Below are 14,296 nucleotides of genomic sequence, written 5' to 3'. Positions count from 1 at the left end.
TTGTCACAGCGCTTTAAAGTTGATTTGGGCGGCCTGGTTGAGCTGCTGTCGAAGAACCTGTATTCGGGCCCGCAGGTTTACCTGCGCGAGGCGATTCAGAACGGGGTTGACGCTATTACTGCCCGCCGGGAGCAGGACGCCGACGCCCCCGCCCAGGTGCTCCTGGAGCCCTGGGAGAACGGCACCGGCATCACCATCACCGACACCGGTGTGGGTCTGACTGCCGAGCAGGCTGAGGAGTTTCTGGCGACGATTGGCCGCACCTCTAAGCGCGATGAGGTCTTCAACGAGGGCCGGGCCGAGTTTTTGGGCCAGTTCGGTATTGGCCTGCTGGCCTGTTTTTTGATTGCCGATACTGTTGAGGTCACTTCGCAGAGTGTGCTGCCGGGGGCTGACCCGGTGCGTTGGCTGGGCCATGCGGACGGCACCTTTGAGGTGCTTCAGCTAGCTGGCGGTGAGGACGCCGCCGGGCAGGTTCCCGAGGTCGGCACGACGATTCGCCTGAAGGCGCGGGCAGACGCTGCCCACTGGGTTGCCGAGGAGACGGTGGTGACGCTGGCGAGCGACTATGCCGATATGCTGCCGATTGAGGTGGCGGTTCGGGTGACGGCTGCTGGCCAGCGCATCTGGCGTCGCATTTCCCTACCTGCCCTGCCCTGGGCGGAGGGGGAGGGTGAGCACCAGCCCAACCAGCACGAACGAGCCCTGGCCCTGACGAACTACGCCGAGAAGACCCTGGGCTTCACTCCCCTGGCTGCTCTTGAGCTCGACGTGCCCGCCACCGGCACGACCGGCGTGGCCTATGTGCTGCCGCAGGCTGTGTCACCGGGTTCAGGCCGTCACCGCGTCTATGTGAAGAACATGCTGGTGAACACCCGCGAAGACACTCTGCTGCCCGATTGGGCTTTCTTCGTGCGGGCAGTGGTGAACTCGGAATCCCTGACCCCAACCGCCTCCCGCGAGCAGCTGCGCGAGGACGAGATTCTTCTGCTCACCCGCGAGGCAATCGGTGAGCAACTCAAGACCTGGATTACCGCTACCCTCTCTGAGCCCAGCGCCCTGCGTAACCGCTTTGTCGAAACTCATTCCCTAGCCCTGCGCGCGGTGGCCCTGGCAAGCGACGACATGCTCGATGTGGTAGCGCGCTCCCTGCCCTTTGAAACCACCGGCGGTATCGCTACCCTCGCCCAGGTCGTTGAAGAGACCGGGCAGGTGCTCTACACCCCCACTACCGAGGCCTACCGCCGGGTGGCTCCGGTGGCACGGGCCCAGGGGCTGTGGGTGGTCAACGGCGGCTACGTCTACGACGCCGACCTGCTGGCTAAACTGGCTGACCGTCCCCGCTGGAAGGTCACCGAGCTGACCAGCAAGGACGTCACCCAGACCCTGGCAGCCGTTGAGATGGAACGCGAGTTCGAGGTACTGCGCGGCTTAGAGCGCGCCCGGGCCGTACTGGCGGCCCAGGACTGCGGCGTCCTGCTACGTACCTTTGACCCCGCCGAGGTACCCGCGGTGCTGCTGCGGGATGCCGAGGCCGAGCGCGCCCGCGACCTGGCCCAGGAGGCCGAGGACGCCGGTGGCGCCTGGGGTGGACTGCTCGGTTCCTTCACCGAGGCGGCAGCCGAGCCGACCCGCACCCTGGTGCTCAACGACGCCAACGAAAATACCCGCCGTCTGCTGCATCAGCCGGAGCACGCGTCCTTTGAGCCGGGTCTGACGACCCTCTACCTCTCTGCCCTCATGCTCGCCGGTGAGGGTCTGCGCGGATCTGAAACCAACCTGCTCAGCGACAGCCTGGCCCAGCTGCTCGAAGCGGCCCTGCGCCAGCCCTAAAGATAGCTACCAACAAGGGAGAAAACTGTGTGGTCCACCCACGAAGCCGCCCAGAAAATTGCCGCGACCCGCGACCTGCCCTACGGTAGCGCCCGCACCGCCGCCATGGAGTACATCACCCGCACCCTTGAACGGGAGGGCCCCGAATCCATGCTGCCCGAGGCCTACCTCAACCTGGTGGAGGCCTATGTTTTTGGGCAGCCGACCCCGGCGTCCTTTGCGGTGTTCTCTAAGCTGTTGCGTCTCTACGACGCCCACCCCGAGCACTTTGACGAGTTCACCGCCCGCACCCTCTTCTGGCAGTTCAAGTGGATTATTGGCGACATGACCGCCTACCCGCAGATCTCTAAAGCGCAGGCGCGCGAGCTGCTCGATGAGATGCGCCGCCGCTACCGTCTGGCGGGTATGGGCGAGATGGCCCCTGACCGGGCCGAGTACATGTGGGCTGCCCATATCGGCGAGGACGAGGCCGCAGAGATTTGGCGCGCCCGATGGCTTGCGCACGGTGAGGACGAGATGGACTGCGGCTCCTGCAGGCACGGCGGGATTCTGCGCGACCACGTGACCGACGGGGATTTTGAGGCGGCTATCCGCATGGGTGCCCCCACCGAGGACTTGTGTAACCGGGAGCCTGCGGCCTCCCACCGGCAGCTGGCCCTTGCCTACCTGCACCTGGAGGACGGCGAAGCTGCCGGCCGGCACCTGCTGCGGGCTGCGGCTAACCGCGACCAGTACGACCCGGACGACCTGGGGGTTGAGCTTGAGGTGCTGGCCCGCGGCCAGAACCTTCAGGCTGCCTTTGACCTGCTCGCCGACCACGGAAAACGTGCCCTTGACCTGGCGGGGGACCCCGGCGATAACCGCAACTTCTTGCGCTATATCGTCGCTGGCCTGGCCTGGGCTTTAGAGGACCACGGGGATATGCCCACCGGCCTGCGACCTGACGGTCAGACATCGCGGGCGACCCTGCGGGAGCTTTACGACTGGGCGCTGGCCGAATCCCGGCCACTGGCACAGGCCTTTGACCGCCGGGCGGGCAACACCCGGTTCTCAGAGTCCCTGGAAGCCGCCACCCAACTGGATGCTCTGGTGCCCATCGTGCTGCCTACCGGGGCGGACGGGGCTGGTTCGGCTAGTTCAGCTGGTTCGGCCGGGGCGGACGCCGCCGAGGGCGCCCAAACCGGTGGTGCGGGCGCGACCGGGGCTACCCCCCTGTCCTTTACTCCGGTGGAGTCCTACCTGGCGGTGGCCCGCGAGCATGAGGCCGCAGGGGCTTCCCTTGAGGCGGGTCTGGCCTACGCCGAGGCTGCTTTCTTGGTGCTGGCCGGTGGGCCTGTTACGGGGGTGCAGGCGCTTGAGGCCCACGGGTTCTTTGAGACGGCCTGGCCCCTGCTGGCGGACGGCGGCGCCAGCCCTGCCCTGCTGGCCGAGGTAGTGCGTGTGTGGGCACCGGTGGCCGAACGTGTCAATGAGCTTGAAGCCCTTCGTACTCCGGTGGGTGAGCTACAGGAGCTGGCCCAGCAGGTGGCCCACCCAGACCTGCTGACTGTGATGCAGGCTCAGGATCTCGCTGCCCGTCTTTCGCTGGCAACCGGTGAATCTGCGGGCCAGCAGCTCGTGGATGAGTTGGTTGAGACCTACCGTAAGAACGAGTGCCTGGAGCAGGCAGCCCGTCTACTGGTGGTTGCCGCTGAAGCTGCGGCTGCCACTGGGCAGAGTGAGTTGGCGATTGGCCGCTATGAGTTGGCGGCGGAGTTTTTTGAGCCTTTGAGGCTGAAGAAGTCCCGTGCTGCTGCCCTGGACGCCTGTATTGAGCTGCTGCGCGCTACCGGCCAGGAGCACCGCGTCGAAGCCCTGCTGGCTGAGCTCGTAGAGCCCTAACACTGATCTACCACCGACATAACCTGACTGAAGAACTACTAGCAGGGTTCTACTATATCTCTTAACCATCAGGTTATTTGCACTATCCGATATGTACTGGGCACCCCTTATGAGCAAGCCTTTTTCTGATCCTAAATTTTATTTTAGCGATAAATTTCTACGTCTTGGCCTTCCCAAATATTTCCATCTATTTTATTGATGAAAACTTGTCCCTCATAATCATATTCCACTAAAGGAAAATAGATAGTATCTATAGTGTAATTCCAAAATTCAATAACCTGTTTAGGGTGGACAGCAAGGTATTCATCCGCATAAAGGTCAGCCTCCCCCCAACTTGCGATGGGGGAAACACCCAAGATGTGAGGGGCATTGGAGCTACCTTCCACTAAGAGAATGTAACCATCATCGACAATTTCTCCGGGAGAGACATCAGAATCTATCCCTTCCTGAGAGTAAGGGTTTGCCGATATTTTTTCCCGTATTGCTCCCATCTGCCCCATGGTCTGGGGGTAAAGATTATAGAGCCTGGTTCTTTTAGGTACGCAGATAATCCAGGGGGCTACAGATTTTTCTGTCTCACGATAGACCTGACAGTATTTCCCTGCCTTCTGGTAGCTGGAATATACAGCCGCAACTGATACGTCCCCAAAAGGGATGTGCAAAACTATGTAGATAAAATCTGAAATATCAGTAGCCGCAGTTTTCATCTTTTTTTCACCACCTGCACAACAGTTCTTGTGGTCTTTCCATTAATAGTCACTTCACCATAGGTTATTTGTTGAAATTTTGACTTATTAGAGTTTTTATACGACCATTCCAAATTCTTTAGTTCCATAGAGCTGATATTATAACCAATCTGGGGATTTATCGGTCATCTTCTTATAACTCAAGCCTCCCTAAGCCACCCAAACCCCGCTGCGGGCGCGCAGACCCAGGGTGAGGGCGCGGGCACCCATGTACCACAGGGCATAGGAGCACCAGAGCAGCAGGTAGGCCAGAGTGGGGCCATCGACCAGCCCACCCCAGCCCCAGGAGGTGCCCCCGGCAAGCGGGGCGGAAGCGTCCGCACCGGCACCGAACCAGACATACAACCCGGCCAGCACCGGCAGGTAGGCCACCAGGGTGAAGAGCCCCGCCAGACCCAGATAGCGTACGTCCTGGGCACCGATGAGCACGCCGTCCAGAATGAAGACGTAGGCAGCCAGGGGCTGCCCCACCGCCAGAACCAGCAGCGACAGGGCAAAGAGGCGCTGCACCTCGGGGTCGGGGGTAAACACCCAGGCCAGACCAAACCCGACCGCCGGGCAAACCAGGGCCGTGACCAGGCCAAAGGCCAGGCTCCACCGCACCAGGCGGTTCTTGAGCTGAACTACCGCGCTCTGCCCCTGCCGGGTTGAAAGATCCTGTGCGCCCATCTCCTTGCCCAGCAGGGCCTGGGCGGCAATGGCCAGGGCGTCTAGGGCGAAGGCCAGCAGGTTAAAGAAGGCCATGGTCAGCTGGTAGGCGGCCAGGTTTTTCTCCCCCTGGCTGGTCACCACAAAGACCGTAGCCAGCAGGGCAATCCGCAAGCAGGCCGCCCGTACCATCAGCCAGGCCCCCACCCGGAAGACAGCGGCTAGTCCGGCGCGGTCGGGTAGCCAGCCGGGCAGCCGCGTCCGCACTGATAAGCCGGAGGGGCGGGCAGTAGAGCCGGGTGCCCGCGTCCGCGCTACTACCGCGTAGGTCAGCGCCAGGGCCATGCCCCACTGCACCGCAGCCGTCGCTACTGCAGAGCCTGCCACACCCCACCCTGCCGGGTAAACCAGGGCCCAGCTCAGCGGCACGTTGAGGGCAGCGCCGACGGTAGCAACGTAGAGGGGAGTTTTGGCGTCCTGGAAACCGCGCAGGGCACCGGTCGCCGCCAGCACCAGAAGCATGCCAGGCAGGCCCGCCAGGGAGGGCAGCAGGTAGGCGGTGGCGTGGGCAAGGACGTCCCCGCCCGCACCCAGCCCACGCAGCAGGGGGGCGGCGGTCAGCGCCAGCAGTACCCCGAAGAAAAGGCCCAGACCAGCAGCCACCCACAGGCCGTTGCGGGCGGCAGCAAAAGCACTGGGAGTATCCCCGGCACCCACGGCCCGGGCTACTGCGGGAGTAGTCGAGTAGGCCAAGAAAACCATGAAACCCACCAAGGTTTGCACCACGGTGGAACCCAACGTCAGGCCAGCCAGCGGGGCACTGCCCAGATGGCCCACGATGGCAGAGTCAGCCAGCACCAGCAGGGGCTCAGCGATGAGGGCACCAAAAGCGGGCACCGCCAGGGCAAGAATCTGGCGGTTGAGCGAAGGCTGCCGGGGCGAAGAAGACGGTGTGGAGGGCATAGAACCACCCTACCGGCGTCCGTATGGGTAAGCGAAACCTTCATCTGCATGTGCAAAGAACGCGCAGATGAAGGTTTCGATTACTTTCAAGAACCTAGCTGGCTTGGGCTTCTGCCTCGGCCACGTCGGCATCGCTGACCTCAACCCCGGTGTAGAGCTTGAACTGTTCGGCAGCCTGCAGGGCGATGACCTCGCCACCGGTAATAATCTCCTTGCCAGCGGCCCGCCCAGCGCGAATCAGTGGGGTCAACCCGGCCTGACTCTTTCACCCTACCACCGGCGTCCGCGCACCGCCCCACCTCGGCTGAGTGTAACGCTAAATGCCATGTGCGCGAATCGTTACCGCGCACATGGCATTTAGCGTTACAGTCAAAAGTGGGGCTGCTAGGGCCGGGTCATGATGTAGGTTTTACGGCCCGCAAACTCGTCAGAGCGGGCGATAGTGAAGCCTTCTTTTTCATAGAAGCGGATCGCGCGGGCGTTGGTGGAGAGCACCTCAAGTTCGGCCGGGCCGTGGTCGAGCACCTCGCTCAGCAGGGCCTGGGCAACTCCCGTGCCGAAGGCCTCGGGCAGCAGGTAGAGCATTTCAAGTTTCTGTACCTCGTAGGGCATCTGGGAGGCGAAGGCCAGGCCCAGTAGCTTGCCCGCGGCGTCCTTTTCCACCGCAACCAGAGCGCGGCGGTGCTGGCCTAGTTGCTGCTGAATGTCCTCGCCGGTACCTCCGGTGGAATCAAGCCACTCTGCAAATCCGGTGGCGCGGGCATCCAGCTGCTCTTCTTGCTTGGCAAACATTTGGGGGGTAAATGTGCCCGCGTAGGCGTGACGCCAGGAGGTCATGCGTAACTCTTCCCACGCCCTAGCCTCTGCGGGCACAGGTGGGCGGATCTCAAAATTCATTATTCTCCTCGCGCCCTGCCGCTGCGAGCGAGTGGGGGGAAGGCAGGGCGTAGAGTCATGATACCGCACCGACCTGCGAAACCTTCAGGTTTTAAATAGACAGGTGGTAGATGTAGTCGTGGGCAACTTCGGTCTCGGTGAGCTGGAAGGCGCGCTCCCCCACCTTGGTGAAGCCCATTTTTTCGTAGAAGGCCTGGGCGCGGTGGTTGAGCTGGTGGGTGCCCAGGTGCAGGCCGTCTTTACCGTCGGCGCGGGCAGTTTCGATGACGGCGCTCATGAGTTCCCTAGCCAGGCCGGTGCCGCGAGTTTCGGCGGAGAGGTAGAACTTGCTCAGATAGGCTGCGTTGCCGGGTATCTCGGCGGGCTGGGGTGCCTCGTGGTCGATGCCGAAGTAGGCGATGATGTTGCCCGCTTCGTTGACGGCCAGGGTGAAGCTGTAGGCGCCGGTTTCGATGTAGCGGGTGAAGGACGCCTCATCTAGGTTTTCGCTCACAAAGGCCGCTACGAACTCGCGCGGGACCACGGACGGGGCGGCGTCGGGGAAGTGGGCGCTGGCAAAAGCTGAGAGGGCGGGCGCATCGGCAAGGACGGCCGGGCGCAGGGTATAGGGCATGGCTATTCTTTCTCGTAGCCGCGGAGCTTGTTGAGGGCGCGGCGTTCATTTTTGGTGGGTCGGCCTGCGCCCCGGTCGCGGCGGGGTAGGGCGCCGCTGGTGAGGTAGGCGGGTTTGGGGGCTGAGATGTCGTCGTAGCAGGTGACAGCCACGGGTGCGCCGACGCGCTTGGAGATGGTTTTTCGCACGATGAGCACGCGTTCCCAGCCGGGGTAGCGCACGGTGACGGTGTCGCCGGGTTTGATTTTCTGGGAGGGCTTGGCGTGCTCGCTGTTGATGCGCACGTGCCCGGCTTTGACCTCGGTGGATGCCAGTGAGCGGGTTTTGAAGACGCGCACCGACCAGAGCCAGGCGTCGATGCGCACAGGCGGCTGCGGCTCTGCGGGGGCTGAGTCTGCGGGTGAAGTCATGTATCTAGGCTACCCAATGAGCAGGCAAAGCCCTGACCCGCGCGAGCCCGCACTGCCGTACACTTATGCCCATGACCACCCCTACCCCTCCTGCCATTCCCTCAGATTCCTGCTCCCTGCCAACCGACGAGAATCTGCCGGGCACCGCTGCCCGCAAGTCACGCTGGGTACTACTGGAACACCCCGGCGGCTGGGGCCGCGATGTTCTCGGTGGAACCGTCTTTGGGGCAGAACTCTCAGCCGCTCTTAAAGAAAAGATGGCGCAGGTAGGCTCCCGCCTGCTGTTGATTCGGCAGCCCGGCCGTGAGGGGCAGAAGGTTAAGGACGCCGGCATCCGCCGCCGCGCCTTCGTAGCGGTCACCGGGGGTAGGGATTTTTCACCCGCCCAGCTCTACTCTTTTGAAGTAACAGACGCGGAGGATTTACTCTCCCTCCCCCTCGAAACCCCCGAAAATATACCCGGTGCGGTTGTTTCACGTGAAACACTGACCCTTGTCTGCACCCACTCCAAGCGCGACCGCTGCTGTGCGGTACGAGGCCGCCCCATTGCGTCCTTTGTATCTGAACAGCTCGCGGACGGCAGCGTCTGGGAGTGCTCCCACACCGGCGGGCACCGCTTCGCCCCGGTCGCTATCAGCCTGCCCACCGGCTACACCTACGGGCGATTGGATTTCGAGCAGGCCCTGACCTTAGCCCAGAATGCCCAGCAGGGCCGGGTAGAACTTACCGGGCTGCGCGGCCGCTCCTCCCACTCCCCCATCGAGCAGGTAGCCGAGGTGGCCGTCCGCACCCTTCTCGCGGACGCCGGTGAGCGCCCCGGCCCCGACGACCTGAACCCTGGTGAAATGACCGCCACCGAACCCGACCTGCACGCCGCCCATATCACCCACCGCGACGGACGCTTCTGGGTAGTCACCGCCCGCCGCACCGAGCTGCCACCGCGGCCAGCGTCCTGTGGCAAGAGTGCCGGGGAGGCCTTCAGCTGGGAGGTCGTCAGCCTGCACCCGGGCACGGCAGCCTAACCTTTACCCAACCTCGGGAAGCACACAGGCGGGTCTGCTCACGCAGACCGGCCTGATGGCGTCCGCCGCGCAGGGGCACATCAGAAGGTTTAGACCACGCCGCTTGCCCCCAGCAGGGAGCCCACGCCGAAGGTGACGGCCAGGGCACCGCTGACCAGGGCGAGGGGATATCCTCATCGTCAATGCCCAACTCAAAGTGCAGGTGGGTTGTGAGGGCATTCTTCTCGATCATCTCGATAGCCGCCTTGCGGGCAGTTCCGGGAGAGATGCCGCGCTCTTCAAGGATCTCGGTCAGCTCGTCGAGCTCTTGTTCGGGTAGGTTGCGCAGTTCGGCGCGTTCCTTGGCGATCAGGGCTTCCTGGCTGTCTACCTGGGAAGAGACCGAGACGTACTCCCCCAGGGCCATAGAAATAGCACCACCGACAACGGCAGCCGCTGCGGCCACGCCAATAGCCGAGGTACTAGTAGTTGCACCGGCAACGCCGACCACAGTTGCGGCCACCGAAACAATACCGTCGTTGGCGCCCAGCACAGCGGCCCGTAGGCGGTTGAGTTTCTCCGGGTAGGCACCGCCCATATCGTGGGCTTAACCGGCGGGTGAGGCTAGGCTGGGCTACCTAGAGGCGGTCGATAAACTCGCCGATAGCCCGGTAGGTGGCGGTGCGGGCGGGTTCGGGTGAGAGGACGAGGTCGTGGGTTCCGCCGTCAATCACACGGCTGGTGACGTCCTTGCCCAGCCCTAGACCCCAGCGGCGGATGCCCTGCACGTTGAGCACCGCGTCGAAGTCGTGGCGGTCGGTGGGGTTTGCGAGTTTGCCGGAGCGGGCTGAGGTCAGCAAGAGCACGGGGGCCTGAATATCGAGACCGCGCTGGAGCTGCCGGTGGGCGCGGCGCACTGCCGCCAGCCAGCCCGCGTAGATGGGCGGGAAGTTGAGGGTCTTCCAGTCGGTGTTGAACTGCCAGGTGCCCGCGTGCTCGGCGTGCAGGGAGGGGGCGTAGGCGTCCGCCTGCTCCTTCTGCACAATCGCGCGCGGTTTGAAGCGCGCGAGCGCCGCCACCGACCCGGTCATGAGGGTGCGCTCAAGCGGGTTGTTGAAGTGGTCGAGCCAAGGGGAGTTGAGGACGACGGCGGCCAGCTCGGGCGGGGCGGTTTGGCTGGCCCAGAGGGAGGCGATGAGGCCGCCGGTGGAGTGGGCCATGAGAATGACCTGCTGGTGTCCATCGCGGCCGGTAATGAGCTGCCAGGCGGCGGTGAGGTCGTCGAAGTAGTTGTCGAGGTTTTCGGTGTAGAAGGGGGTCTGCCCCGGCCGCAGAGAGCGGCCGTATTTGCGTAGGTCCAGGGCGTAGAAGTCGTGGCCGCGAGCTGCCCACCAGTCGCCGAGCTCCTTCTGGAAGAAGTAGTCCACAAAGCCATGCAGGTAGAGCACGGCGGGCTGTGCCGCCCCGCCCTGCCCCTGGGCGGACACCGACAGCTGCGGGGTTGCGTCCGCCCCGCTGATATCTGCGGGTCGGTGGACGAGGGTGGCAACAATGGGGCCTTCTGAGTCGCGGCCCAGGTCGATGGTTTCGGCGGTGTAGGGGGCGCCGAGAATGTCTGGCTGTGTCATAAAACCCACTATACTCTCGCGCGCATTTTCGTATTACGATTTTTATATGGAAACTATCAACGGCACCCCGGTAACAGAAGAGCAGATTCAAGCCTGGGCTGACGAGGCTGAAGCAGGCTACGCAGTAGAACGATTTAAGAAACGTGGCCGCCCAAGCCTCGGGAGCGCTCCTGCATCGGTCATTCCCGTCCGCATGGAGGAGGAGCTCCTTGCGGCCCTCTTACATAAGGCTGAGGTTGAGCATCTTAACCGTTCAGAAGCTATCCGTGCGGCTGTCCAGGCCTGGGTTGATGCATGATTTCAGTTCACCACTCCGCTCTCAAACATGGAATGTAGAGGCATAGAGCCATCCACCGCTAACATTCTTATAGAAGTGATACCCGCAACACCCCGCAGGTATCTCATGCAAAAGACCCCTTGCTCCTCTTCTTAGATTTATAAGGACACCACCCATGACCTACACCGTCAGTGACTACCTGCTTGACCGCCTGGCTTCCCTGGGAGCTACCGATATTTTCGGTGTGCCCGGCGACTTCAACCTTCAGTTCCTTGACCATGTGATTGCCCATAAGGAACTCACCTGGGTGGGCAACGCCAATGAGCTGAACGCCGGCTACGCGGCGGACGGCTACGCCCGCGTGGGCGGTATTGGCGCCCTGGTCACTACCTACGGTGTGGGTGAGCTTTCAGCTATTAACGCGACGGCGGGCTCCTATGCCGAGCATGTGCCCGTCCTGCACATTGTGGGTGCTCCCTCCAAGGACGCCCAGGCCGCCCACCTGACCATGCACCACACCCTGGGGGATGGGGACTTCAGCCACTTTATTCGCATGGCCTCCGAGGTGTCCTGCGCGGTTGCTAATCTTGAGCACGCTACCGCCACTGCCGAGATCGACCGCGTGTTGCGGGAGATGATGATCCAGAAGCGCCCCGGTTATATTCTGCTGGCGACCGACGTGGCCCGGGTTGAGGTGGCCCCGCCGTCCGGCCCCCTGGAGGTGCCCAAGGCCCTGTCCTCCCCCGGTGCTGTTGAAGCCTTCCGCGCCGACCTGGCCGACGTCCTTGCAGGCAAGCAAACCACGGTGCTTGCTGACCTTTTGGTTCACCGCATGGGTGCGCAGGCTAACCTGACCGAGATGCTGGCGGCAACCGGCCTGCCCTATGCCACCCTCATGTGGGGCAAGACCCTGGTGGACGAGTCCAAGCCGGCTTTTGCGGGTATTTACGCCGGGGTGGTGTCGTCGGCCCGCACCAAGGACGCCGTGGAGCAGGCAGAAACCCTAATTTGTGCGGGCGTGACCTTCACCGACACCACCACCGCCGGCTTCTCCCAGAACCTGCCCGAGAACACCGTCTTCCTTGGGGCCCAGACCGCCAAGATTGGCCGCAAGACCTACGCCCCGCTCACCCTCGATACCGCCCTTGACCTGGTGCGGGAGGTCGCCCTTGAGGCGGGTGCAGCCCCCAAGGAGCTACTGCCCTGGGATGAAGAAACCCACGAAGATATCGACATGGACGCCCCGCTGACCCAGGACGTCCTCTGGTCCCTGCTCTCCCGCGAGCTGTCCCCGGGCAACATTGTGGTGGCTGACCAGGGCACCTCCTTCTTCGGTATGGCCTCCCGTCGTTTCCCCGAGAATTCCATGTTTATCGGCCAACCCCTGTGGGGTTCCATTGGCTATACCCTGCCCGCCGTGTTGGGGGCCGCTATTGCCGACCGGAGTGCGCGCGGCGTCCTGCTCATTGGCGACGGCTCAGCCCAGCTGACCTTCCAGGAAATCGGCACCATGCTAGAGCAGAAGATTAACCCGGTGGTGGTGCTGATTAACAATGACGGCTACACGGTGGAACGCGCTATCCACGGCGCCACCCAGCCCTACAACGACATCCGCCGCTACAACTGGCAGCTGATCCCGGCGGCCCTGGGGGCGACCGAGGACGACGTACTTATGCTGCGCGTGACCACCGCCGCCGAGCTTCTGGAGGCGACCGCCCTAACCCAGGCCACGCGCGACAAACTGGTTTTCCTGGAGATCATGATGGATAAGGACGACGTGCCCGCCCTACTGGCCGACGTCGCCGCCGCGCTCACCCGCGCTAACTCCTAAATCCAACAGCCCATCATCTCCCGAGCCGCAGTAAAAAGGCAGTAGAGGCCCACCCAAAAAATAAACCCCCAGGGGTATACTAGGGGAAAAGTTTTTACCTGAAAGTAGACCCATGCAACTAAACCCCGACGAGATGAAACCCGTGATCAACCGCCTCAAGCGAGCCCAGGGGCAGCTCAACGGCATTATCCGTATGCTCGAAGAGGGCGATGACTGCCAAAAAATTGTCACCCAGCTCGCCGCCGCCTCCAAGGCGGTCGACCGCGCTAGCTTTGCCGTGGTTGCCAGCGGGCTCCAGCAGTGCCTTACCTCCGACAAGCCCGAGATGGCCCCCGAGCAGCTAGAGAAAATGTTCCTCTCCCTGGCCTAGGCCCACCCAGCACACCAAAACGCCGCACCCCGGCTCTTACCTTGCACTCTACTGGTGGCTGAGATAAGAGCCGGGGTGCGGCGTCCTTAAGTGACGTAGCCGAGGTAGCCTTTCTTTCCGCCTACACCGCCAGTTGCATGAGGGTGCTAACTGCCATATAGGCCGCAACGAGATAGAGAAAGAGGGCGAAAGCTATCTGTAGGGCACGCTGAGGTAGCCGCTTCCCGCCCCAGGTACCTACCAGGGTGCCAACTATAGTTGTGGCCAGCAGGGGGGCTAGCGCCGCCCAGTCTAAGGACGGCAGGGCCCCAGCCCCCAGGACTAGGGCAACAAGACTGTTGATGAGGATGACCAGCAGAGAGGTTCCCACAGCGGTTGCCATACTGAGCCCCAGAATCAGGGTCAGGGCGGGGACGATGGCGAAGCCGCCACCCACCCCGAAGAAGCCGGTCAAAAAGCCAACACCTGTAGCCGCCCCCACCAGCGCTACCCCTTGACGGAGGGCAGCGGGGCGGGAGGTGGCGTCCGCCCTACTAGCCCGCACGGAGCCCCTGCGTGCCCTCCGCACCATTAGACTGGCCACCACTAGAAGGAGGGCAGAGAAGGCTAGCAGGAGCAAGTGCCCATCGAGACCGTGGGCTAGAGCCCTGCCGCCGTAGGCACCGGCTAAGCCGAGGGCACCGAAGAGGGTGCCGCGCCACCAGTCGAGGGAGCGAGCCTGAGTGAGCACACCGGTGACAGCACCAATACCCACCACCACTAGGGAGGCAAGGGTTGCCTGGGCGGGCGTAAAGCCGAATCCGTAGACCAGCAGGGGAATCGCCAAAATAGCTCCACCCCCACCTAGGGCACCCATGAGTAGGCCCACAGCCAGGCCGCCTGCAAGAGCTAATAGCACAGTTCCTCTTTCTCTTTCTTCACTCTAGAGATAATACCCCTAGGGGTATATTGAAACAAGGTATAGGGGTGGACGACGTTATGAGCTGGAATTTTAGTAGTGTAGTTTAGGTAATTTTGGTAGCGTAAAAGGAAGAATTTCAGCAGTGTGGAGAGCAGAATACTGGAATTATGCCCTTGTCAGAAGAAAAATCACCCTACCTCCAGCGCACAATCGACCGGGAACTTTCCCTCCTAATGCTCTACGCCCCAGCTATTGCGATTGACGGTCCCAAGGGTGTCGGCAAGACAGGAACAGCCA

14 protein-coding genes and 1 pseudogene are annotated in these 14,296 nt (G+C 62.6%); 6 read left to right on the top strand and 9 right to left on the bottom strand.

Features of this window, described 5'->3' with window-relative positions; genetic code table 11:
- Both QM007_RS00515 and QM007_RS00510 read left to right on the top strand, forming a co-directional pair.
- Entirely contained in the window at positions 1-1,833 is a 1,833-nt protein-coding gene (locus QM007_RS00515) for an HSP90 family protein (protein WP_283490081.1), read from the top strand.
- Between the two features lie 27 nt (positions 1,834-1,860).
- The gene (locus tag QM007_RS00510) at positions 1,861-3,714 is read left to right on the top strand and encodes a hypothetical protein (RefSeq protein ID WP_283490080.1); all 1,854 of its coding nucleotides are present in this window, start codon (positions 1,861-1,863) and stop codon (positions 3,712-3,714) included.
- A gap of 143 nt (positions 3,715-3,857) precedes the next feature.
- On the opposite strand, the gene QM007_RS00505 is transcribed toward QM007_RS00510, so the two are convergent.
- The 6 genes and pseudogenes from QM007_RS00505 to QM007_RS00480 form a co-directional block, all read right to left on the bottom strand.
- Entirely contained in the window at positions 3,858-4,421 is a 564-nt protein-coding gene (locus QM007_RS00505; protein ID WP_283490079.1) for a hypothetical protein, read from the bottom strand.
- Positions 4,422-4,610: 189 nt separating this feature from the next.
- Positions 4,611-6,071, bottom strand: a complete 1,461-nt coding sequence (locus QM007_RS00500) for an MATE family efflux transporter (RefSeq protein ID WP_283490078.1) — start codon at positions 6,069-6,071, stop codon at positions 4,611-4,613.
- 94 nt (positions 6,072-6,165) lie between these two features.
- A pseudogene (locus QM007_RS00495) lies at positions 6,166-6,318 on the bottom strand (shikimate 5-dehydrogenase); the annotation flags it as partial.
- A gap of 137 nt (positions 6,319-6,455) precedes the next feature.
- Complete coding sequence (locus QM007_RS00490) at positions 6,456-6,968, bottom strand: GNAT family N-acetyltransferase (protein ID WP_283490077.1); 513 nt, start codon at positions 6,966-6,968, stop codon at positions 6,456-6,458.
- A 91-nt stretch (positions 6,969-7,059) separates the two neighbouring features.
- The gene (locus tag QM007_RS00485) at positions 7,060-7,581 is read right to left on the bottom strand and encodes a GNAT family N-acetyltransferase (RefSeq protein WP_283490076.1); all 522 of its coding nucleotides are present in this window, start codon (positions 7,579-7,581) and stop codon (positions 7,060-7,062) included.
- 2 nt (positions 7,582-7,583) lie between these two features.
- Entirely contained in the window at positions 7,584-7,991 is a 408-nt protein-coding gene (locus tag QM007_RS00480) for an RNA-binding S4 domain-containing protein (RefSeq protein WP_185173851.1), read from the bottom strand.
- A gap of 71 nt (positions 7,992-8,062) precedes the next feature.
- Between QM007_RS00480 and QM007_RS00475 the strand changes: the two genes are divergently transcribed.
- Positions 8,063-9,013 (top strand): ferredoxin family protein, encoded by a 951-nt coding sequence (locus QM007_RS00475; protein ID WP_283490075.1) that lies wholly within the window; start codon positions 8,063-8,065, stop codon positions 9,011-9,013.
- Here the strand turns inward: QM007_RS00475 and QM007_RS00470 are convergent.
- Complete coding sequence (locus QM007_RS00470; protein WP_349361489.1) at positions 8,985-9,590, bottom strand: VIT1/CCC1 transporter family protein; 606 nt, start codon at positions 9,588-9,590, stop codon at positions 8,985-8,987. The two genes, QM007_RS00475 and QM007_RS00470, sit on opposite strands and share 29 nt — an antisense overlap.
- 40 nt (positions 9,591-9,630) lie before the next feature.
- Positions 9,631-10,620, bottom strand: a complete 990-nt coding sequence (locus tag QM007_RS00465; RefSeq protein WP_283490074.1) for an alpha/beta hydrolase — start codon at positions 10,618-10,620, stop codon at positions 9,631-9,633.
- A gap of 46 nt (positions 10,621-10,666) precedes the next feature.
- Here QM007_RS00465 and QM007_RS00460 point away from each other — a divergent pair, with 46 nt between their 5' ends.
- The 3 genes from QM007_RS00460 (at position 10,667) to QM007_RS00450 (ending at position 13,098) form a co-directional block, all read left to right on the top strand.
- A complete protein-coding gene (locus tag QM007_RS00460) occupies positions 10,667-10,918 on the top strand; it encodes a ribbon-helix-helix protein, CopG family (RefSeq protein WP_083091871.1) in 252 nt (83 codons plus the stop codon).
- A gap of 154 nt (positions 10,919-11,072) precedes the next feature.
- Positions 11,073-12,728, top strand: a complete 1,656-nt coding sequence (locus QM007_RS00455) for an alpha-keto acid decarboxylase family protein (protein ID WP_283490073.1) — start codon at positions 11,073-11,075, stop codon at positions 12,726-12,728.
- A 112-nt stretch (positions 12,729-12,840) separates the two neighbouring features.
- The gene (locus tag QM007_RS00450; RefSeq protein WP_283490072.1) at positions 12,841-13,098 is read left to right on the top strand and encodes a metal-sensitive transcriptional regulator; all 258 of its coding nucleotides are present in this window, start codon (positions 12,841-12,843) and stop codon (positions 13,096-13,098) included.
- A 121-nt stretch (positions 13,099-13,219) separates the two neighbouring features.
- On the opposite strand, the gene QM007_RS00445 is transcribed toward QM007_RS00450, so the two are convergent.
- Positions 13,220-13,996, bottom strand: a complete 777-nt coding sequence (locus QM007_RS00445) for a sulfite exporter TauE/SafE family protein (protein WP_283490071.1) — start codon at positions 13,994-13,996, stop codon at positions 13,220-13,222.
- Between the last annotated feature and the right edge of the window lie 300 nt (positions 13,997-14,296).

Origin of the sequence: Rothia sp. SD9660Na, assembly GCF_030064065.1 — a bacterium.
Taxonomy (GTDB): domain Bacteria; phylum Actinomycetota; class Actinomycetes; order Actinomycetales; family Micrococcaceae; genus Rothia.
Note: the sequence above shows the minus strand (reverse complement) of the source record. Positions and strands in the feature narration are given on the sequence as shown.

Excerpts from the sequence above, each read along its gene's own strand:
- QM007_RS00505 (WP_283490079.1), bottom strand. The coding sequence starts at position 4,421 with ATGAAAACTGCGGCTACTGATATTTCAGATTTTATCTACATAGTTTTG.
- QM007_RS00455 (WP_283490073.1), top strand. The coding sequence starts at position 11,073 with ATGACCTACACCGTCAGTGACTACCTGCTTGACCGCCTGGCTTCCCTG.
- QM007_RS00475 (WP_283490075.1), top strand. The coding sequence starts at position 8,063 with ATGACCACCCCTACCCCTCCTGCCATTCCCTCAGATTCCTGCTCCCTG.
- QM007_RS00480 (WP_185173851.1), bottom strand. The coding sequence starts at position 7,991 with ATGACTTCACCCGCAGACTCAGCCCCCGCAGAGCCGCAGCCGCCTGTG.
- QM007_RS00485 (WP_283490076.1), bottom strand. The coding sequence starts at position 7,581 with ATGCCCTATACCCTGCGCCCGGCCGTCCTTGCCGATGCGCCCGCCCTC.
- QM007_RS00465 (WP_283490074.1), bottom strand. The coding sequence starts at position 10,620 with ATGACACAGCCAGACATTCTCGGCGCCCCCTACACCGCCGAAACCATC.
- QM007_RS00460 (WP_083091871.1), top strand. The coding sequence starts at position 10,667 with ATGGAAACTATCAACGGCACCCCGGTAACAGAAGAGCAGATTCAAGCC.
- QM007_RS00470 (WP_349361489.1), bottom strand. The coding sequence starts at position 9,590 with ATGGGCGGTGCCTACCCGGAGAAACTCAACCGCCTACGGGCCGCTGTG.
- QM007_RS00500 (WP_283490078.1), bottom strand. The coding sequence starts at position 6,071 with ATGCCCTCCACACCGTCTTCTTCGCCCCGGCAGCCTTCGCTCAACCGC.
- QM007_RS00450 (WP_283490072.1), top strand. The coding sequence starts at position 12,841 with ATGCAACTAAACCCCGACGAGATGAAACCCGTGATCAACCGCCTCAAG.
- QM007_RS00490 (WP_283490077.1), bottom strand. The coding sequence starts at position 6,968 with ATGAATTTTGAGATCCGCCCACCTGTGCCCGCAGAGGCTAGGGCGTGG.